Genomic DNA, 20,310 nt, shown 5'->3' with positions numbered 1-20,310 from the left:
AGAAGCAAATTATATCTTATAAACATATATAGCAGCGAATTACCTTTAGTTGAACACTATATAATGCGTATAAAGATGTGAATAGATATAGAGAAAGAGTGTAGTGTCTTAAGACCTAAACCCAGTGGTGAGGGTCTTTTTTATGTATTAATATATAGTGTTAGAAAAGGTAATTTTTAAGCACTATAACTGCATAGAACGCCGTTATTAAGGGATTTCAAAACAAAATATATATGTTAGAATTCTACACTTAGTTCAATAACGCCGGTTTTACTTGTGATTCTATAAAGAGGGTTAAATCTCAATGCTATGGATAGTTTTCTTAAAAGCATACCTAGGTAAGGGTTAATAACATAACTACTAATATAGAGGGGTTTATACCCCGATTTTTACAACATTTACTGACGTTTAATGTCCAATGAGAACCCTTTTTAAGCATGACCTTATATCTAATTTAGGCAAACTTTTTTATTTACTTATTTGTATGAAGTGGCATTTTATGGGATAAATAGGCATATTTTTTCTGCAATCTTTTTTATCTGGGTTTTACTGTAAAAATGCCCATGAGCCATTGATATATCTAGGTTTTACCGATGTAACAAATTCTGCAAACTTTATTTTAAATTATCAAAAGTGATAAAGTTTTTCTAAAAAAGTTGTAAATGCAAAGCAGAACCTATTAAACGGTTCTGCTTTTTTGTCTTAATAAATATGTTTTAATTACAAATGTTTATTGTAAATTAGATGCAGAGCCCTTTGTCTATTGTGGCGAAGCAGCACTAAAAGGTTAACAAGACAATAAGTAATCCGCTAAAGAGGATATTCAATAAAAATCTAGAATAATATACAAGCAGCAACCTTTTAGTAACTAGAAGCATAGAGGTTGCGATTATAATTCTATGTATAAAGGGGAGACATAATCCATGAAAGAAATCTTATATGATATCTTATATATCACCTTGGGAAGTGCTGGGGGCGCTCTATTGTCTTGTTTGATGCTCACTGTACTGAAACAACTTATTCCAAGACTTGATGATTTGTTTAAGAAGATCGATCAAAAAACACCTAAAACTAAAGTGTTTCGCGGATCCTTGTTTATAGGAATTATTTTTACTGCTACAATTGTAAAAGATTTCTTTGCCCTTGGTTATATTGGCTTTGGGCTAATTATAGGGTTTTTTGTATATCTCAAGGATGATATCTTTGATTCAACCAACGGCCCAGCAACTAAATCTAAAATAAAGAGGGCATAAGCAGTAAGTAAAATAAGGCCTTTCCACAATACGAATAAAGATTTTCCAAAATGGCTGTGAATATAAGAGCAGAACCCTTATACAGGTTCTGCTTTTTCCGTGTCTTCATTTTGTGGTACAGTACATCCAGATGTACTGTTGCTAGAAGAATAAGAGTCTATGGATAAAGTAGTAGTTAGAGAAAAAAATAAGAGACTATTATGAAGCACATGAATAAAAGTTAAAGTTTTTTAAAATATTGACTTTAACTTTTTTAAAGTTTATACTAAATATAATTAAACATGGAGGTGATTCTATGTCAAGAGAAATAGTTCCTGAGTGGATGGCAAACTTGGATGATGAGGATATGGCCTTTGTCAAAAGATTTTTATTAGCATCTGGTTCATTAAAAGAGGTTGCAACACAGTATGGTGTTACTTATCCAACAGTCAGGCTAAAGTTAGATAAGCTAATACAGAAAATTAAACTAACTGAGAATGTTGCAAGTAACCCTTTTATCTCATTAATTAAAACATTGGCTGTTAATGAGAAGTTAGACATAGATACAGCAAAAATACTTATTTCTGAATATAAGAAGACTATAAAAGAGGAGGGAAAGTAATGTTGACATTTAGCATAATTTCGTTAATGATTGTAGCTTTTAACGTTACGTTTTTTAGTGTGATTTTAGGTATTCCGCAATATTTTTTAAGTAAGAGTGATAACAGGTGGTTTGGGCTTATACTACCAATACTTTCTTTAGCTTATACAACAGTTTTTTCTTTAACAGTACTTCTAGATGAGTTTTATTTGGGAAGCATACTTATCTTCCTTATATTTAATATTAGCACGATAATTTTTTTGGCTATTTACTGGTATGTCAGGAAGCATATTGTTAAGAAATCGGAAATTCGTAAAATGACAATTAAGGATTTGGAATAGCAATTACAGTAAGTAACATAAAGATTATATAATATAGTCTAGTCTTTATTTGAGGTGTGCTCGATTATATCCCCAGGCATTGCATAACGTTGTAAAACACCAAAAAGAAGGACCATGGCGGTCCTTCTTTTTGGTTAGAGTAATTAAATTTTTAGAAATCTAAATAAGACAATGTAAACATTAACTATTTTTATTTGACCTGTTAGGGTTCTTAGGAAACCAACCTCTTTTCACCCTCTCCTCTTGCTCGAAGATCTCGTGGATACTCCATAGACAGGAGAAACCCGTGACTCCAGCTATTGCAGATATGGTGTTGTGATCTATAAAAAGTGATAAAACTATGAGTGCTAGTCCCGTAATCAAAAAAACAGGCCAAATTTGTTTACCAAAGTAATACTCCCCTTTTATCACAATTGGATGAAAAACTCCTATTACTAAAAAAACAGCAATACCAATAATTAATCCTTGAAAGTTCATAATCTACGCCCCCCTAATAACTTACACACTCTCTCGAGCTTCACAAAATATATTATGCATTTCTTGAAAGAAAAATCACTAGTATGTCTAGGGCTAGGGCTAGGGTAGTTTCTTATTATCTTTGAGTTGCTTGGTGATTAGTATTTTTTCAAAGTCTTCCTGAAGTATTTGTTAGCGAAAACTTAGGAAAATATCAAGAATTAAGTGAATTGATTGACAACCATTAAAAGCTGTGTAATAATACTTAAAAAGGTGAGTATGCTTAAGCATTGTATGTGAGCAGCATAGGGGCTAAATCAGTCCTACACGAATGGTGAAAAACCCTTCGGAGTCGCTAAGAAAGTGACTCCGTGGGGTTTTATATATTTAAAAGGGGGATTTAACATGAAGGTGTTAGAGACGGAAAGGTTAGTTTTAAGACCGTGGCGGGAGTGCGATAGTGGTGATTTATTTGAATATGCTTGTAGTGAGTTAGTTGGACCCAATGCAGGGTGGAAGCCTCATAAGGATGAGAAGGAAAGTAAAGCCATTATAAACATGTTTATAAAAGACCAAGATGTCTATGCAATAGAGTTAAAATCTGAGAACAAGGTAATTGGTAGTATAGGACTACATAAGAGGATACCTGATGAAACTTTGAAGGAATTAGAACAAAGGGAAGTGGGATATGTTCTAAACCCAAAATACTGGGGCAAAGGCTATGTTCCAGAGGCAGTAAAAAGGGTGCTGGAATATGGATTTAAAGAAATAGGTCTAGAACTCATTTGGTGTGCCCACGCCGACTTTAACAAAAACTCCAGGAGGGTATGTGAAAAATCAGGTTTCAACTATAAGTTCACTAAAAAAGATGTGTATACTTTGTTGGACAATAAAGAAGTTAACAGTCTTTTCTACAATATATCTAAAGCTGAATATTATACCACAGTAAAAAAATCCCATGAGTAAAATAACATTACTTTTAATAAAGAAGGAAATAAAACATTGGAGGTAGAATAAATATAATTGAATTATGATGAAAAAAGGGGTGGTTACTGTGTATGGGAAGAAGAAATTTTTGGGGTTTAGTTCATTTAAACAAGTTATATTTATTGCTGGAATCTTAGGTTTAGTAATTAGTGGGTATCGCATTTTCTTCACGGACAATTATTACTTATTCTGGAGCTATATAGTTTTTGTGGTTTCCTCAATGGCTGTTATTTATTCTGCAATCTATAGAAGGGGAGAAAGATCATATAAATCACTTACAAAAAGATTAACTGAGAATCCTTTGTTTTTTTTACTTCCGGTTTTTGCCCTTCTAGTATATTCGGGAACGTCCAATTATTTTGCCGCGTATTCTCCCGTGACCATAGAAAGTGGACTATATGAGTTATCTGATGAAACTGGCTACTGGATATGGTCAGAGGATGCAGACGTAGAAGTGAGAAGAAGTAGTATTGATTTTGAGCCAGGTTTTGAAGAAAACCTATTAGTAGATTTAGCTAAAGTAGAGGGAAAAAGTATTGGTTTTATAAGAAGTCTAAATCACACTAAGATCAAGGCAAGGGAAGGTAGTCCAGTGGAAATTTTTACTGTTTTAGTAAATTCAGATAATAGTAAAAATGGATTTATGCCCTTAGGCAGGGATTTCCCAGTTATTATAAAGGTCTACCCCAATGGCACTGCATTTGTAAATGCCCTTACAAGTAATGGATATAGGGAATTTTACCTAGAGCTTTCAGATGAGACATTTTCTCATTTTAAACAGTTATTAAAGTAATTTAAATAATTATAGGACAGAGCATAATTGTATGTTCTGTCCTATTTATATGTCTTGATATTATAAAGGTAGATACTACTACATATTCAACTTAACAATGCTTTTAATAATCTCTAAGAGATTGTTGTGTGTTTTTATATCTAGCTCCGGAAGATTTACAGAGGAGAGTTTGCCTTGTACAGTGAAAAGCTTAGCCTCTGCAATTTCCAAGAACTGGTTTATTCCATAGGCTCCTGCCTTTAGGTCTTTTAGTAATTTATAGGTGGGATCACTTTTTTCATACCATATTGCCCCTTGGAAATCTAGAAAATCAGTTATATAAAATCTTTCTAAGAAGTCTAGCACGCGGTATGCATGCTGGGCTTGTTTTGTATCATATCCGAATTTTTCAACTAGATCCATTGTTCCAGAAGTACCCTTTGTAAGTAGCTTCATTTTTTGTGTATGCATCCCTATACAACTATTATATAAATACTTAAGATTCATTTTTGCTATATCCTGTTTTATGGCAAAGAGATCATCAATCAACCCCCTTATGTTTTTATTTAAAGTAGGATTAACAACAATATCCTTGGAGAACAATATCTCTATGAAATTAATATTTGCCTTAGTCCATACACTGGATAGTTTCCTCACATCATGTACTTCTATGTCAAAGATGTTTCCTACTCTTTGCTTAGAAAACATACTACCGGAGTAAAGATCTTCAAAATTTGGTGCTATAACTACCTTGAAATCTACGTCACTTGTAGCATCATTGAGGTTGTAATTATGGGACCCAACCAATGATTTAAACAGTATAGTTCTTTTACTAGTTAAATATTTTTCCATAAATACCACCTCATTAAAATATAATTTTCCTTTATGAATAGTTTATATTACTTTAATGTTTTTGACTATTTATATTATGTCATGGTTCATTTGGCATTATTTCCCCTAAAATTCGCAATTTTAAAACATGTCATCATTAAAGCTGACATAACACCATTATCTAGATGTTGTAAGTTGTAACTACTCTGTAATATACTTGAACTAGGAAAGCTGTTATATACAGTATTTCACAGTCGCGACCTGTGGATTTAAAAAAAGGGAGGGAAATAAATGAATTTAGAAACTAAGGCAGGCTCTAATGTAGACTTCAGAGTTAAAGTCCAAAGTTTTGGAAGATTTTTAAGTGGTATGGTTATGCCAAACATAGGGGCATTTATTGCATGGGGACTAATTACTGCTTTATTTATACCAGATGGATGGATACCAAATGCAAAATTAGCAGAACTAGTTGGGCCAATGATAGTATACTTACTACCTATACTTATCGGTTTTACTGGAGGTAAGTTAGTAGGGGGAGTAAGGGGTGGAGTAATAGGAGCTGTTGCCACAGTTGGTGTTATAGTAGGTTCAGATGTTCCAATGTTCCTAGGAGCTATGATCATGGGACCAGTTGGTGGTTATGTAATCAAGAAATTTGATGGCCTTATAGAAGGAAAAGTTCCTGCAGGTTTTGAGATGTTAGTAAACAACTTCTCTGCTGGTATTATAGGTGGTGCTTTAGCAATACTTGCTTACTTAGGTATAGGCCCAGCCGTTGAAGGTTTAAACAAAGGGATAGAGGCACTTGTAGATGTTGTTGTAAATGCTGGTTTACTTCCTTTATCATCCATATTCATTGAGCCAGCGAAGGTTCTTTTCTTAAACAATGCACTTAACCATGGAGTACTAGGACCCTTAGGACTTCAAGAGGCAAGTGAAGCGGGTAAGTCTATTTTCTTCTTACTTGAAACAAATCCAGGTCCTGGCCTAGGAATACTACTGGCATTCATGATGTTTGGTAAAGGAGCTGCTAAACAATCATCACCAGGTGCAATCATAATTCATTTTCTAGGTGGAATTCACGAGATTTACTTCCCATACGTTTTAATGAAACCAGTATTATTGTTAGCTGTTATAGCAGGTGGAGCAAGTGGAGTATTTGTATTTAATATATTAGGAGCTGGCTTAGTTGCAACACCTTCTCCAGGAAGTATAATTGCGCTAATGTCTATGACCCCAAAGGGAGGTTACTTTGCAGTACTAGCAGGTGTAATTGTATCCACAGCGGTATCTTTCCTAGTGGCATCTATATTTATCAAAGGTTCTGCTGACAGTGATGAAGAACTTGAAAAAGCTCAAGAAAAAATGGTTGAGCTAAAAGGTAAAAAATCCAGTGCAGTAAGCAAAATCGCCTTTGTATGTGATGCTGGTATGGGTTCAAGTGCCATGGGTGCTTCTAACTTAAGAAAGAAAATCCAGAAATCTGGATTAAATGTTGAAGTAACTAACTATGCCATTGAAAATATCCCTGCTGATGCTGACTTAATAGTTTGCCATGAAAGTTTAGCTGATAGGGTAAGAAAAATGACAAACACTGAAATAATTACTATCGATAACTTCTTAAGCTCACCTAAATATGATCAATTGGTTGAAAACTTAAAAGAAGCTAAATAATAATACAAAGGCCCCCAATTTGGATTGGGGGCCTTTGTATTAAAAAAGTCAGCAATGTCCACAATATGCTGACAACAACAAAATATCTTAAGCTTGTAAACAATGGGCTTTGTATATAAACTGATAGTAGGAAAAATTATTGTAGAAAGGAGGATAACACAATGATAAAACTCACATCAAGGTCCAAACAAATTCTTGCTGAGATCTTAAATGTTGAAGAGTATATTACCTTCAAAAGTATAGGTAAAAAAATAGATGTTAGCTCTCGTACTGTATTGAGGGAGATGGATCATGTGGAAGACTGGGTTGTTAAAGAAGGATATAAATTGACCAGAAAACCCAGTGCAGGGATAAAAATAAAAGCTACACAGGATCAGAAGAAAGAGCTTCTTGCAAAGCTAGAGGCTGAGGAAATCCAAGGTGGATATTCACCTATTGATAGACAGCACCTGATGCTATTTAAACTTTTAATAACAAATGAGCCCATTAAAACCTATTTTTTTACCCATGAGTTTGAAGTTAGTGAAGGTACCATAAGTAATGATTTAGATCAGATAGAGGCATGGATTAAAAAATACAATCTAAAGATAGTTAGAAAGCCTGGTTATGGAATTTACATTGACGGTAGAGAAAGGGACAAAAGACAGGCACTAACTAACCTACTATATAAAACCACAGATGAAAACCAGCTATATCAATGGATAATGGATAGATCAAAGGAGAAAATCAAGGGCAGAACAGATGACATAAGAAATGAATTTCTTGATTTGATAGATAAAGAGATTATAAGCAAAGTACAAAAGGTCATAGATAGCTTAGAAGAACAACTAGAAGAACATCTATCTGACAATGCATATATGGGACTGATAATTCACCTTTCCATTGCCATACAAAGGATTAGAAACGATGAAGAGATTAAGATGGATAACGATTTTCTATCAGAGCTACAGAATTGTCCAGAATACATCTCTGCCGAAAAAATTTCAAAGGCCATTGGTGAAACATTTGATATAGACGTTCCTAAGGATGAAATTGGGTATATTACCATGCACCTTAAGGGAGCTAAAGTAAGAAAACTCTTAAGTGATGATTCCGATGTCTTGTTCAGTAATAAGACCTTTGAAATTGTCAAAGAGATAATAGATGTTGCTTCAGTGGCCACGGGCTTCGGGCTGCATGATGATCAAGAACTCTTATTGGCACTTTTAGCACACCTAGAGCCAGCCATTAATAGATTGACCATGGGCCTTGAAATACGAAACCCACTTCTTGAGAGAATTAAGGAAGAGTATAGTGAGATTTACCAATTGAGTAGTAAATGTGGTAAAGTTCTGGAGAAAAAACTCGGGCTTGATATACCAGAATCTGAGATAGGCTACCTTGCCATGCACCTAGGTGCAGCTTTAGAAAACTATAAAACAAGTCAAAAGACAAAATATAGGGTTGTGGTGGCATGCGCAAGTGGCTTAGGAAGTTCTAGACTTTTATCAAGTAGGATTGAGAAAGAATTTAGTGATGTCCAAGTACTAGATATAATATCTACAATAAACATAGAAGATTATAGCTTCAATGAAGATGTTGATTTTGTTATATCAACAGTTGACTTCGAAGTAGAAGGCATTAAAGTAGCAGTAGTAAATCCCTTATTGAATCCCGAGGATAAAAAGAAGATTCAAAGGGTGATTACAGAACTAAAGAAAACTAATAACAAGAAAGACCCTGCTAGAAAAGTACAACAGAGCCCAGTATCAAACTTAGAAGATAAGTTAACTAAAATGATGGATTATAGTAAATGTATCATGGAGATACTGAAGGGGTTTAATTTTTATGAAGAGGTTAACTTGACTAGTAAAAATGAAGTGGTTGAGTTCATAGCAAATGACTTTGATATTTCACAGCAAGAAAAGCAGACTTTAGAGAAAGAATTTGAAGCAAGGGAAATGCTAGGTAGCACTATAATACCTCAGAAAAAAATAATGGTTTTACACTGTAGAACAACAGTATTATCTACCCTGGTAGTTAAATTTCTAAGACTTAAGGAAGAAATAATTGTTGATAATAAACAGGTTAAGTACATTCTCATATTAATAGCACCTAAGAATTCCCCAAAGACGAGCATTGAGACAATAAGTCATGTAAGTAAATCATTAATAGAAGATAAAAGGTTCCTCGATAGCTTTCTAACAGGGACCCATGGGGACTTGTATAGGGGGTTAGTGAGAATACTTGAAGGTTTCTATGACATAAAAAGCAATGAATGATAAGGGAGGAAACATAGATGATTTCATCGGGAGGGACTATTGCCTTAACTGGTATTTTTACACTAATTATTGCTTATAGTCTATTTGGGAACAGAAGCAAAAACAAGGAAAAGAAGATTTTAAAGGTTGAAACCAAAGAAAAAGTTAGTTGCAGTGAGAATATAGAGAGAATAATTTTTGCCTGTGATGCAGGTATGGGATCAAGTGCAATGGCTGCATCCATGTTAAAATCAAAACTGAAAGATGCAGGTATCAATGCAGAAGTTCTATCAACTGCTGTAAGTGAAATACCACAGGGTGCAAAGCTTGTTATAAGTCACGAAGGGCTGACTCCGATGGCTAGAAAAATAGCAAAAGACGCAGAACACATATCAATAAGGGATTATTTTGATGATCCTGCCATTGATAAACTTATTAACAGGCTTAAAGAAGGAGAAAAGCCTACTGGAAGAGACCAATCAGACCTAAATATCTTGAAGAAAGAAAACATAAAACTAAACCTAGCCAGTGTTACAAAAAACCAGGCTATTAAGATGGCTGGGGAACTACTGGTACAAAGCGGTTATGTGGATTCAGACTATATAGATGCAATGTATGAAAGGGAAAGTCAACTTAGTACCTATATCGGAAAAGGTGTGGCTATACCCCATGGTATTGGTAAGTCGAAGGAGAGCATTAAAAAATCAGGAATAGTATTTTTACAATTTCCCCAAGGAGTAATGTTTGGAGAGGATGTTGCTCATATATTAATAGGAATAGCAGGAGCAGGTAATGAACATCTAAGTATTTTATCTAATCTGGCATCGGCCTTAGACGAAGATGAAATTGTTGAAATATTACAATCAACTAAGGATGTAGATGAAGTATACAATATCCTTACTACAAATGAAAGCTAATGAAAATACAAAAAGGGGTGAAAAAATGATTATAACCATAACCCTTAACCCTGCAGTGGATAAGACCATTGAAGTAGATGATTTTATGGAAAATGGTGTTAACAGAGTATCAACTTCAAGATTAGATGCAGGGGGTAAAGGGATTAATGTTTCAAAGGTTGTTCAAGTGTTAGGTGAAAAGACTGTAGCAGTTGGTTTACTGGGTGGTAGTACAGGAGATTATATCAAGAATGCCCTAGATCAGTGGGGGATTGAAAATAGTTTTACTAGAATTTGTGGGGACACCAGAACCAATATAAAAGTAGTAGATAAAGCAAAAGGATTTAACACTGACATAAATGAAAAGGGGCCTGAAGTATCAGAAAATCTAATTAACACTTTGGTTAATGAAACCATTGCTGCAGTGAATGATAAGGATATTTTGGTTTTGTCTGGTAGTGTTCCCGGAAATATTGATAAAAATATTTATGGGAAAATGGTCTCTTTAGCAAAGGAGAAGGGAGCTATTACTATCTTAGATGCAGATGGAGAGCTTCTGAAAGAAGGTATAAAAGCAGGGCCTTATATGGTAAAACCAAATATCCATGAATTAGAAAGGCTATACGGTACTAAAATTAACAATGAACAAGAGGCCATTGAATTAGCAAAGGATATGTTTAATTATGGAGTGCAATACATTGTTATCTCTTTAGGGGAGAAAGGGTCAATTTTTATAAGTAAAGAGAGCACTGTAGTAGCTGCGGGGTTAAAGGTAGACGCAATCAGTACTGTCGGAGCAGGGGATTCAATGGTTGCAGCCCTTGCTGTGTCTCTCAAGAGGGGTTATACCCTAGATAAACGAGTAAGGCTAGCAGTCGCTACAAGTGCTGCCAGTGTTATGACTCCTGGAACGCAACCAGGGGAGCTAGAAATTATTGAGGAGTTAGAAAAGCAAGTAACATATAAAAAAATATAAATGGGAGGGTATACAAATGAAAACTAAAGCAGTTAGACTATATGGGGCCAGTGATTTAAGATTAGAGGAGCTTGAGCTACCTAAGATTAAAGATGATGAAATCCTTGTGAAAGTAATCACTGACAGTATTTGTATGTCAACATACAAGGCAGCTATACTTGGAGAAAACCACAAAAGGGTACCAAATGATGTTTCAGAAAACCCTATTATTGTTGGCCATGAGTTTGCAGGAGTTATTGAAGAGGTTGGGGCAAAATGGCAGCACCAATTTAAGTCAGGGCAGAAATTTGCTATTCAACCTGCATTGAACTACAAAGGAAGCATGGCATCACCTGGTTACTCATATATGTACTTTGGAGGAAATGCTACTTATACAGTAATTCCTCAAGAAGTTATGGAACTGGGCTGCTTGTTGCCATATGAGGGAGAAGCTTTTTATGATGCGTCGTTAGCTGAGCCAATGTCTTGTATAATCGGAGCATTCCACGCATCATATCACACCAAACCAGGTAAGTATGAGCATGAGATGGGCATAGTAGAAGGTGGTAAAATGGCATTACTGGCAGGGTGTGGTCCCATGGGTTTAGGAGCCATAGACTATATAATACATTGTGATAGAAAACCTAGCCTATTGGTAGTTACAGATATTGACGAAGAGAAAATCAATAGGGCACGTTCTATCTTTGAAGAAGATGCTAAGAACTGCGGTGTAGAATTAATATTTGTAAACACTAAGGGTATAGAAAATGTTCATAAGCAATTATTAGAATATGTTGATGGGGTTGGCTATAATGATGTTTTTGTATACGCACCTGTACAAGGTCTACTGGAGGATGCAGATAAGATACTAGGAAAAGATGGTTGTTTAAATTTCTTTGCAGGGCCAACTGATAATGAGTTTTCAGCTAAAGTAAATTTTTATAATGTCCACTACGCAGCTACCCATCTGGTAGGAACCAGTGGTGGTAACACAGATGATATGAAGGAGTCCCTAGATATGTCTGCCAAGGGTTTGATTAACCCAGCTGTTATGGTAACACACATAGGAGGATTAAACGCTGTTGCAGATACAACTCTGAACCTTCCGGATATCCCAGGAGGCAAAAAACTAATCTACTCTCATATTGAAATGGATTTAACAGGGTTAGATGAGTTTGAGGAAAAGGGAAAGGAAGATCCGTTTTTTGCTGAGCTTGCAAAGATAGTTAAGAAGCATAAAGGGTTGTGGTCAGCTGAAGCTGAAAGATTCTTGTTGGATAATTATACAAAGAACATATAAAAAATCAGAAGCGCCTACTTAGGCGCTTCTCGGACTGATGACAAAGTCATTTTTTGGTGAAAGTCGCATAATAAACACTGTACAAAATTCTGCGTTGAGCCTTAAGGCTTCTATCTAAACTCCAGAAGGGGACCACTCCAATTCACCGTCCATGGTTGTAGGGGGTGGTCTTGTACCACCCTGACTTCCAAAAAGGTCTAGATGGTTTTGATTGTCAGGGCCCCACAAAGGGGACCCCCTACCAGTCTCCTCGAACTAATTGTACTGCTTTTTAATATGCACATCTTGGGTCAATGACTTTGTCTGAGGGTTGTCTACAAGCTGAGAAGCGCCTACTTAGGCGCTTCTTTCACTATATAATAGGGATGCGGAATAAATATTTAGGTTGTTTAAATTTTAAATTTACGGGAAGCGAAATAAATGTTAAAATAAAGGAAAATTATTCTTTAGGAGTTGATTCAATGTCTGTTAAAGTGGTAGTTGATAGTACATCATACATACCAGAGGAACTGAAAAAATCCTACGATATAGCTGTGGTGCCACTAAGTGTTGTTTTTAATGAGGAAGAGGTATATAAAGAAAATGCTATCACCAACAAAGAATTCTACCAGAAACTAGATGGGTCTGGGGTTATACCTAAATCGTCTCAGCCTTCCATTGAGGAAGTATATGCTACCTTTGAAAAAATTGTTAAAAGGGGAAATTCTGTTGTAGGTGTTTTTATTTCATCTGAGATGAGTGGTACTTTTGCCACAGCTCACATGGTAAAGGATATGATATTGAAAAACTATCCAGAAGCTTCCATTGAACTTATTGACTCGAGATCAAACTGTATGCAACTTGGTTATGCAGCTCTAACTGCTGGGAGATCTGCTAAGAAAGGCATGTCACTTCAGGAAGTAGTTCAGGCTACCAAAGAGAATCTCAAAAGAAGTAGGTTTGTTTTCACCCCTGATACATTGGAGTATCTTAAAAAAGGTGGGAGGATAGGAACTGCTCAAGCTTTACTAGGTTCTTTTTTACAGATTAAACCCATATTAACAGTTACAGATGGAACAACTGATGTCATAACAAAGGTTAGAAGTAAGAAGAAAGCTATTGCCACAATTATAGATATCTTTCTGGAGGATATAAAAAAGTATGGCTTTGCTGAAGGTATTATACATCACATAAATTGCGAAGAAGAAGCTATGGAAATGGCTGAGAAGGTAAAAAAAATGATTGGAAAGACAATTGATATATGCCCAATTGGACCTGTGATAGGAGCACATGTTGGCCCAGGTTCATTGGGAATAGCTTATTATACAAATGAAGATATGAGATAAATAAAGGACAGTCTTTTTGGACTGTCCACACTTTTTGTGCTTCCGTAATTGAGTCTACTTTGGCATAGCGAGTTTACAAATTGTTTACTGTCCATTTGGTTTTTTTGTTCTAGATACCACTTTTATAGTAATATGTATAGTATAATAGACTATACTTAATGAAATTTAGGGAATGGGTGATACCATGAACAAAAAGACAATTTTACGGCTTATGATCTTGGTTTTTGTGGGATGGATAACTTTTGTTAATTGGGATGACATAAAAAATATTAATATAACAGATTTTGTTAGTAACTCGGAAAATATATATATAACCATGGCAGTTATTTTAGGTTTATTTGCCCTAAAGTCAGTGATATTCATACTGCCAATACCCATGCTATATATTTCTTCAGGCATGGTACTTCCTATTTATATAGCAATAGTTGTTAATATCGCAGGTGTCTTAATAGAGGTATCTTTAACTTACATTTACGGTAAATTCTTAGGTGCTGATTATATAGACAAGATAGTTTGTAAAAGCAAAAAACTACAGAGGGGTTTGGAACTAAACCAGCAAAATGAGTTTATTATCACATTCCTTTTGAGGATAACACCTGTTAACATAGAGATGGTTAGTCTGATGCTTGGAGCCAGTGGTAATTATTATAGAAACTACTTACTTGCTTCACTTATGGGTTTAGTACCAAAACTTATTATATTTACAATAATTGGTTACACAATGACAAATCCCGTTACATTTGCCATCGTAGCCCTCTTCTCTTTAGCATTACTTACGTGGGGTGCCCTGATTATGCAGCTAAAGAAGAGGGACCTTGTAAGTGGATTTAGGGGATAGTGAACCCACAAAGGTGCTAAATTATCCCTCATTTACTAATAAGTAACGCCCAGCATATTAAAAATGCTAGGCGTCTTTAAGTATAATCCTCTTTTCCTACTCAATATAAGTAACTGTTCCTTCTCTTCTAGTTGGTGCTTCTGGATGATCTGTGCCCTTATAACCAAAAGCTCCAGAACCGAATATAATATAATCCTCTGGAATATCCAACTCCTTAATTAATGCGGCTCCCTCTTTGGTATTACCTAAAGATCTTAAAGAGTTTATCCAGCAAGAACCAATGTCTAAGGATTCAGCAGCTAAGAACATATTGCCAAGGGCAAGGGAACAATCTGCTTCAGGGGCAACAGCCTTAGTATCTCCACTTACTATGATAAGTGTAGGTGCATGATAAAAAGGGCTAAAATCTTCTGAGCTGGCCCTTTCTACCATTTTAGGATTGTTAGACTTTAAAAACATATTTTTTAGTGTGTCATTTATTTTATGTAAGATAGCCTGATTTTGTATAACAGTAAAATGCCACGGTTGTTGATTCATAGCACTTGGCGCAAATTTACCTGCTTCAATGATTGCTTCTAACTCTGCTTCAGTTATGGGTTCTTCCTTATAGGATCTAAAACTTCTACGGCTAAAAATATTGTTAAGTACTACACTCACGATTATACCTCCTTTAAAAGTTAGTTTATTTTATATTTTAGCATAACTAAATTAGAATAAGAAGTATTATAATTTAGTTAAAAAAGGAGGACTCAACCACGAAGGTTGAGTCCTCAGGCAAAATATGGGGAAGAATTAAAAAGGAAGTTTAATTCTTAATTATTATAGACACAATTACGGGATTTATACAAAAATATTAGTAAATTTAGAAAAAAAATTAAGTACGATGATTCGACCTTTTGTGGGGTTATTTCCCAGGAAATTACATAAAGAAGATTGAATCAGAAAAATAAGTCGAATTTGCAGGAAAAAATAAGTTAAAAAAAGAATATGTATTCAAAGAATAAAAAAAGGGGGTACACTAATGGCTGAAAATAAAAATAAAAATTGCCCATGCAAAAGCTTGAATGAGTTGCCACGCATTCTCGTGACTTCAGTCATGAGTTAGTGACAACATATGTTGCTTAAAATAGATCCTATATTATTATAAATACAAGAATTATACATATACATATGTTAACATATAATTAAAGGATGTGACGTATGGGAAAAGTTATTTATGGAAGAGGGTATGTTTATACTATCCAGTATCACATAGTTTGGTGTACTAAATATAGACACAAAATACTACTAGGAGAAGTAGAAAAGACTCTAAAAGAGATAATTAAACAGATTGCTCAAGACAATCAGTTCAGGATAGAAGAAATAGAAACTGATTTAGACCATATTCATCTACTTATAGATTGTAGCCCTCAACATTATATTCCCAATATAATCAAAGCATTAAAGAGAGTAAGTGCAAGGTTACTATTTAAAGCTATCCAGAAATAAAGAAACAGCTCTGGGGTGGACATTTGTGGAATCCTAGCTACTTTGTGGCCACTGTATCAGAAAATACACAGGAGCAAATAAGGGAATATATAAGAGGCCAAAAGACTAAATAGAAAGGGAGGCGAACCATGGTGTTAAAGGCATACAAGTATAGAATATATCCAAATGAAGAGCAAAAAGTGCAACTAGCTAAAACCTTTGGGTGTGCTAGATTTGTTTATAACTACTACTTAGCCGAAAAAATAAAGCTGTATAAAGACAAACAAGAATCTCTGTCTAAAATAGACTGTAACAACCATCTAAACAGAGAACTAAAGAAAGAACTGATATGGCTTAAAGAAGTAGATAAGTTCGCCTTAACCAATTCTATTTACAACCTGGATACTGCTTATCAGCATTTCTTTAGAAGAGTTAAACAAGGAAAAGATAAGACAGGATTTCCTAGATTTAAAAGTAGGCATAGCAATAGATTAAGCTACACAACTAATTTTACAAATAACAACATAAAAATTGATTTCTCAGATAATAAAATTAAGTTGCCTAAATTAAAATGGATAGAATCCAAAGTTCATAGAGAATTTGATGGAAAAATCAAGTCTGCAAACATAGTTCAAAACTCAAGCGGAAGATATTATGTGAGTATTCTTGTGGATACAGAAGCAAAAGATCTACCACTACCGAAAGTAGATAAGACTATAGGGTTAGACTTAGGAATCAGTAATTTTCTGATAGACAGTGATGGAAATACAATTTCTAATCCAAAAAACCTATATAAACATGAAAGAAAACTGGCTAAACTACAAAGGCAATTAGCCAAGAAACAAAAAACTAGTAACAGTAGAAACAAGATGAGAATCAAGGTGGCCAGGCTTCACGAAAAGATATCAGATACCAGGAGGGATTTCTTACATAAACTGTCTAAGCAAATTATCAACGAAAACCAAATTATAGTTAGTGAAGACTTAAATGTAAGAGGAATGGTTAGGAATCATAAACTAGCTAAAGCAATATCAGATGTGGCATGGTCAGAATTCACTAGACAACTAGAATATAAAGCTAACTGGTATTGCAGAACTTATGTCAAGATAGACAGGTTATTCCCATCTAGTCAGCTATGCTCTCATTGTGGATTTAAGGACACAAAAACCAAGAGTCTATCAGTTAGAGAATGGACTTGTGATAATTGCGGAAATGAACATGATAGAGATATAAATGCCAGTAGGAATATACTGCAAGAAGGCTTGCGAATGTTAGCATAACAAAAAACAAAACATGTAGGGTAGGAACTATCCGAATTAACGCCTGTGGAGAATGCGATGCAATAAGGTCGGTCTGAGAAACAGGAAATTCTAGTAGTGATACTGGAAGCCTGCGAATTCATTCGTGGGAGGTTCACCTGTCCTAGACATGGAAATTGTAATGAGTGCTCATCACACCATGAAAAAAATGGTGGCCTAAGTTCTTGTAAAAGATAATACATTGGGGGATACGACTTGAAAGCTACTTATAAATATTTAATTATTACGATTATGGTGCTGATAGAACAAGGCATAAAGTTAGTTGTGAAAAACTACAAGGGTGTCGAGACTCCTATCATAAATAATTTTATATACTTCAGGCCAAAGCAAAATGTGCACTATTCATGGCTAAATTCAATGGTTGAAATCCAAAACACAAGATTTTTTCATATCGCCCTAACTACAGTGTTACTGATATTTACTTTTTTTGTATTTAGGTACTTTGCCTATAAATATGGTCCCAGAATATATTCTGGCCTACTAGAGGTATTTCTTATTTCAGGTATGGTTTGCTCCCTCATAGATCGAGTCTTTTGGAATGGTAGTCTTGACTACATACTTTTGAAAGGATTTTTTATATTTGATCTAAAAGATGTTTACCTTAGTACCTTTCAAGTACTATTCGTTTTCTTTGTGGTAAAAAACTGGAATGCTATCTCTAAGGTGAGTGAAAAAGAGTTATTTATTGATTTTATAAACTTTATCAAAAAATAAAAGAGCCCATGGCTCTTTTTGTCTTAATTATATAATTTTTTTAATATTTGAGCCAGTGCCCTGTGTAGTTGTAGAGTGAATGACATAACTTAGTTCCTCAAAGGTATAGGGCTTTTTTAAGAAGTGGTTAAGGTTTTTATGTAATGGATTAATTATTTTATCATCGGAGTATCCGCTGGAAATTATTATTTTGGCACTTTCATCTTCATCAAATATTTTTCTGGCAGTTTCATTGCCACCCATACCACCAGGTATGGTCAAGTCTAAAATTACAATATCATAGGGGTTGCCAAGATTGTAGGATTTCATATACATATTCAAAGCTTCACGCCCGTTGGTGGCAAAGTCTACAGCATAACCCATTTCTGTAAGCATACCTTCTGCAACGTCTCTAATGGCTTCTTCGTCATCCATTATTAATATTTTCCCTTCAGCTTTATATATATTATTACTCATTTCAGTATCTAAAATCAAAGCATTATTAGTGGAAATAGGTAGATAGATGTAAAAGGTAGTCCCAATACCTTCTTTAGACTTAACGGTGATATATCCATTATGCCTCTTAATGATTGAAAAACACGAGGCAAGACCAAGGCCATGTCCATTGCTTTTAGTTGTAAAAAACGGATCAAATATTTTAGATAGATTTTCTGGTGATATCCCAATGCCATGGTCTTCTATGGTAATTTTGACGTATTTACCTTCATTCAAGAAGAAATTCAACTCATCTTTTCCTATTGATATATTTTTTGCATCAACTTTTAATACACCACCTTTTGGCATTGCTTGGCAAGCATTTATTGCAAGGTTATTAATGACTTGCTTAAACTGCCCTTTATCTAAGTCCACAAGTCCTAAATCATCTGATGAATTAAACTGAGCTATGACATTCGAACCGCTTAATGCCAATGCAAGTGTTTCTTGAATTATTCCATCGACAGCCTCGGTGTTTTTAATTGGTTCTCCACCCTTAGAGAAGGTTAGAAGTTGCTGTGTCAATCCAGTAGCTTGTTGAGTTGCCTTTTCAATTTCTTCTATACTTTTAAGTGCCTTTGGATTATCTTGAACATAAAACCTACTTAATGATGCTTGTCCTAAAATAATAGTCAATAAATTATTAAAATCATGGGCAATACCACCTGCCAGGGTGGCAATTGAGTCTAGTTTAGAAGCTTTTAGTATATCGTTTTCCATACTCTTCCTAATAACTTCCTCTTTTTTCTTTTCGGAAATTTCTTGTTTTAATACTTCGGTGGTGAACTTTAGCTGCAGATAAGGAAAGTGTAGGCTGGTTTTGATAATTGCTTGATAGATAAATGAAAAGGAAACTGCTTTGAATACATGGCCAAGCATATTGGTGATGCCGTACACATCAGTATATAAAGTAAAAAATAACTCTGTAAGAATTGTTGTGAAAAGTGCTAAAATCAAATAGTTGAAAATACTAGGTTCTATCTGATCCCTAATTTTATATAGCTGAAATATAGACACACCGATAATACCACATATTATGTATTCGCTAATAATTTTAAATGATGTTAGCCCTTGACCCTCAATAAAGCTACTGGGGAAGATATCCCATCTAAAAACTGATAGGAGTAAAATCAATGATACAAAACAATACACAAAAAATATCTTTCGTTGCCTGATGTTATTGCCTAGTACATAGGGCAAAGCTAATACTGAGAAAGCCTCTATGTAGCGGGCCATTATCCAAAGTTGGGTAGGTAAATCTGCGGTATGGTTTGGAAAAACTCCCATGCCCTTAAAAGCCAAGGTGTGAAGTAGGTCAAAAGAACCAATAAATCCATAAGCTATACCTAAAAAAACCACAAGCTTATTTTTAGATGCATGATAGGAATGTAAAGAGATAGCAGTAATTGTAAAAGCTATAATTATACTAAAGAGTTCAATTATGGTGTGGAATAACAAATAGTTTTTAAAACTTACATAAAGAGATACTAGAAGTAATGCAAAAAATCCGGAAAGATATTTAATCACAATTCGGGAATTCAATTTATATCTGCCTTCTGCTATTATATTCATGTTACTTTCCCCCCCCTCAAATTACGCACATAAGTATAGTATTAGACACAAAATTCAAAAAACCTGCCATTATATCTTCTTTTTACCTAAAATTTTCCTTAATCACCGCAAGTTCTCCGGCAAAAAACGTAATTGCGCAGCTCTGTCATCTGTGGTAAGATAACATCAAGAATTGAATATTAACACTGGGAGTGTTGGTTAGGCCAGCTGAGAAAAAGATCCTATGATATCTTTAATCCCTATTACCTGATCTGGATAATGCCAGCGTAGGAAAGTGTCCTTTAGCATATTTAAATGCTTTCTTGCACATATCCTA

General features: G+C 34.7%; 18 protein-coding genes, 1 pseudogene and 1 riboswitch. Of the genes and pseudogenes, 15 read left to right on the top strand and 4 right to left on the bottom strand.

The window, feature by feature from the left end:
• The first annotated feature begins 923 nt into the window (after window positions 1-923).
• The 3 genes from HYG86_RS07985 to HYG86_RS07975 all read left to right on the top strand — a co-directional run bounded on the left by HYG86_RS07985 (window position 924) and on the right by HYG86_RS07975 (window position 2,174).
• On the top strand, window positions 924-1,253 hold the full coding sequence (locus HYG86_RS07985; protein WP_213168666.1) for a hypothetical protein: 330 nt from the start codon (window positions 924-926) through the stop codon (window positions 1,251-1,253).
• Between the two features lie 295 nt (window positions 1,254-1,548).
• Entirely contained in the window at window positions 1,549-1,854 is a 306-nt protein-coding gene (locus HYG86_RS07980) for a DUF2089 family protein (protein ID WP_213168664.1), read from the top strand.
• A complete protein-coding gene (locus HYG86_RS07975; RefSeq protein WP_213168662.1) occupies window positions 1,854-2,174 on the top strand; it encodes a hypothetical protein in 321 nt (106 codons plus the stop codon). Before HYG86_RS07980 ends, HYG86_RS07975 begins: the two co-directional genes overlap by 1 nt.
• A 180-nt stretch (window positions 2,175-2,354) precedes the next feature.
• Here the strand turns inward: HYG86_RS07975 and HYG86_RS07970 are convergent, their stop codons facing one another.
• Window positions 2,355-2,651, bottom strand: coding sequence for a DUF4491 family protein (locus tag HYG86_RS07970; protein ID WP_213168660.1), 297 nt, complete (start codon window positions 2,649-2,651; stop codon window positions 2,355-2,357).
• A 384-nt stretch (window positions 2,652-3,035) separates the two neighbouring features.
• Here HYG86_RS07970 and HYG86_RS07965 point away from each other — a divergent pair, with 384 nt between their 5' ends.
• Window positions 3,036-3,596 (top strand): GNAT family N-acetyltransferase, encoded by a 561-nt coding sequence (locus HYG86_RS07965; RefSeq protein ID WP_213168659.1) that lies wholly within the window; start codon window positions 3,036-3,038, stop codon window positions 3,594-3,596.
• 64 nt (window positions 3,597-3,660) lie between these two features.
• A complete protein-coding gene (locus HYG86_RS07960; RefSeq protein ID WP_213168657.1) occupies window positions 3,661-4,410 on the top strand; it encodes a hypothetical protein in 750 nt (249 codons plus the stop codon).
• 78 nt (window positions 4,411-4,488) lie between these two features.
• On the opposite strand, the gene HYG86_RS07955 is transcribed toward HYG86_RS07960, so the two are convergent.
• Entirely contained in the window at window positions 4,489-5,241 is a 753-nt protein-coding gene (locus HYG86_RS07955) for a DNA polymerase beta superfamily protein (protein ID WP_213168655.1), read from the bottom strand.
• A gap of 270 nt (window positions 5,242-5,511) precedes the next feature.
• On the opposite strand from HYG86_RS07955, the gene HYG86_RS07950 reads away from it, so the two are divergent.
• From HYG86_RS07950 to HYG86_RS07920, 7 genes are all read left to right on the top strand, one after another.
• Complete coding sequence (locus tag HYG86_RS07950; RefSeq protein WP_213168653.1) at window positions 5,512-6,894, top strand: PTS mannitol transporter subunit IIBC; 1,383 nt, start codon at window positions 5,512-5,514, stop codon at window positions 6,892-6,894.
• Between the two features lie 161 nt (window positions 6,895-7,055).
• Window positions 7,056-9,155 carry a BglG family transcription antiterminator gene (locus tag HYG86_RS07945; RefSeq protein WP_213168651.1) on the top strand — a complete coding sequence of 700 codons (2,100 nt, stop codon included), beginning with the start codon at window positions 7,056-7,058 and terminating at the stop codon, window positions 9,153-9,155.
• A gap of 17 nt (window positions 9,156-9,172) precedes the next feature.
• Window positions 9,173-10,051, top strand: a complete 879-nt coding sequence (locus HYG86_RS07940) for a PTS sugar transporter subunit IIA (protein ID WP_213168649.1) — start codon at window positions 9,173-9,175, stop codon at window positions 10,049-10,051.
• The gene (gene pfkB, locus HYG86_RS07935; protein WP_246451925.1) at window positions 10,041-11,006 is read left to right on the top strand and encodes a 1-phosphofructokinase; all 966 of its coding nucleotides are present in this window, start codon (window positions 10,041-10,043) and stop codon (window positions 11,004-11,006) included. The genes HYG86_RS07940 and pfkB overlap by 11 nt, the downstream gene beginning before the upstream one ends.
• 16 nt (window positions 11,007-11,022) lie before the next feature.
• The gene (locus tag HYG86_RS07930) at window positions 11,023-12,285 is read left to right on the top strand and encodes a zinc-binding dehydrogenase (RefSeq protein ID WP_213168647.1); all 1,263 of its coding nucleotides are present in this window, start codon (window positions 11,023-11,025) and stop codon (window positions 12,283-12,285) included.
• Between the two features lie 461 nt (window positions 12,286-12,746).
• Window positions 12,747-13,610: a DegV family protein gene (locus HYG86_RS07925; RefSeq protein WP_213168646.1), complete on the top strand. Its 864-nt coding sequence runs from the start codon at window positions 12,747-12,749 to the stop codon at window positions 13,608-13,610.
• 184 nt (window positions 13,611-13,794) lie between these two features.
• Window positions 13,795-14,448, top strand: coding sequence for a VTT domain-containing protein (locus HYG86_RS07920; RefSeq protein WP_213168644.1), 654 nt, complete (start codon window positions 13,795-13,797; stop codon window positions 14,446-14,448).
• A gap of 96 nt (window positions 14,449-14,544) precedes the next feature.
• On the opposite strand, the gene HYG86_RS07915 is transcribed toward HYG86_RS07920, so the two are convergent.
• Complete coding sequence (locus HYG86_RS07915; protein WP_213168642.1) at window positions 14,545-15,105, bottom strand: nitroreductase family protein; 561 nt, start codon at window positions 15,103-15,105, stop codon at window positions 14,545-14,547.
• 543 nt (window positions 15,106-15,648) lie between these two features.
• Here HYG86_RS07915 and tnpA point away from each other — a divergent pair.
• The 3 genes and pseudogenes from tnpA to HYG86_RS07900 all read left to right on the top strand — a co-directional run bounded on the left by tnpA (window position 15,649) and on the right by HYG86_RS07900 (window position 17,948).
• Window positions 15,649-16,049: pseudogene (gene tnpA / locus HYG86_RS07910) on the top strand (IS200/IS605 family transposase).
• A gap of 18 nt (window positions 16,050-16,067) precedes the next feature.
• Complete coding sequence (tnpB, locus tag HYG86_RS07905; RefSeq protein ID WP_213169167.1) at window positions 16,068-17,195, top strand: IS200/IS605 family element RNA-guided endonuclease TnpB; 1,128 nt, start codon at window positions 16,068-16,070, stop codon at window positions 17,193-17,195.
• Between the two features lie 234 nt (window positions 17,196-17,429).
• Window positions 17,430-17,948: a signal peptidase II gene (locus HYG86_RS07900; protein WP_213168641.1), complete on the top strand. Its 519-nt coding sequence runs from the start codon at window positions 17,430-17,432 to the stop codon at window positions 17,946-17,948.
• A 27-nt stretch (window positions 17,949-17,975) separates the two neighbouring features.
• Here HYG86_RS07900 and HYG86_RS07895 read toward each other — a convergent pair whose 3' ends face one another.
• The gene (locus HYG86_RS07895) at window positions 17,976-19,994 is read right to left on the bottom strand and encodes an MASE3 domain-containing protein (RefSeq protein WP_213168639.1); all 2,019 of its coding nucleotides are present in this window, start codon (window positions 19,992-19,994) and stop codon (window positions 17,976-17,978) included.
• Between the two features lie 177 nt (window positions 19,995-20,171).
• A riboswitch (TPP riboswitch) is annotated at window positions 20,172-20,284 on the top strand.
• Window positions 20,285-20,310 lie beyond the last annotated feature (26 nt).

This window comes from Alkalicella caledoniensis (assembly GCF_014467015.1).
Taxonomy (GTDB): domain Bacteria; phylum Bacillota; class Proteinivoracia; order Proteinivoracales; family Proteinivoracaceae; genus Alkalicella; species Alkalicella caledoniensis.
Note: the sequence above shows the minus strand (reverse complement) of the source record. Positions and strands in the feature narration are given on the sequence as shown.

Excerpts from the sequence above, each read along its gene's own strand:
- HYG86_RS07985 (WP_213168666.1), top strand. The coding sequence starts at position 924 with ATGAAAGAAATCTTATATGATATCTTATATATCACCTTGGGAAGTGCT.
- HYG86_RS07980 (WP_213168664.1), top strand. The coding sequence starts at position 1,549 with ATGTCAAGAGAAATAGTTCCTGAGTGGATGGCAAACTTGGATGATGAG.
- HYG86_RS07975 (WP_213168662.1), top strand. The coding sequence starts at position 1,854 with ATGTTGACATTTAGCATAATTTCGTTAATGATTGTAGCTTTTAACGTT.
- HYG86_RS07970 (WP_213168660.1), bottom strand. The coding sequence starts at position 2,651 with ATGAACTTTCAAGGATTAATTATTGGTATTGCTGTTTTTTTAGTAATA.
- HYG86_RS07965 (WP_213168659.1), top strand. The coding sequence starts at position 3,036 with ATGAAGGTGTTAGAGACGGAAAGGTTAGTTTTAAGACCGTGGCGGGAG.
- HYG86_RS07960 (WP_213168657.1), top strand. The coding sequence starts at position 3,661 with ATGATGAAAAAAGGGGTGGTTACTGTGTATGGGAAGAAGAAATTTTTG.
- HYG86_RS07955 (WP_213168655.1), bottom strand. The coding sequence starts at position 5,241 with ATGGAAAAATATTTAACTAGTAAAAGAACTATACTGTTTAAATCATTG.
- HYG86_RS07950 (WP_213168653.1), top strand. The coding sequence starts at position 5,512 with ATGAATTTAGAAACTAAGGCAGGCTCTAATGTAGACTTCAGAGTTAAA.
- HYG86_RS07945 (WP_213168651.1), top strand. The coding sequence starts at position 7,056 with ATGATAAAACTCACATCAAGGTCCAAACAAATTCTTGCTGAGATCTTA.
- HYG86_RS07940 (WP_213168649.1), top strand. The coding sequence starts at position 9,173 with ATGATTTCATCGGGAGGGACTATTGCCTTAACTGGTATTTTTACACTA.
- pfkB (WP_246451925.1), top strand. The coding sequence starts at position 10,041 with ATGAAAGCTAATGAAAATACAAAAAGGGGTGAAAAAATGATTATAACC.
- HYG86_RS07930 (WP_213168647.1), top strand. The coding sequence starts at position 11,023 with ATGAAAACTAAAGCAGTTAGACTATATGGGGCCAGTGATTTAAGATTA.
- HYG86_RS07925 (WP_213168646.1), top strand. The coding sequence starts at position 12,747 with ATGTCTGTTAAAGTGGTAGTTGATAGTACATCATACATACCAGAGGAA.
- HYG86_RS07920 (WP_213168644.1), top strand. The coding sequence starts at position 13,795 with ATGAACAAAAAGACAATTTTACGGCTTATGATCTTGGTTTTTGTGGGA.
- HYG86_RS07895 (WP_213168639.1), bottom strand. The coding sequence starts at position 19,994 with ATGAATATAATAGCAGAAGGCAGATATAAATTGAATTCCCGAATTGTG.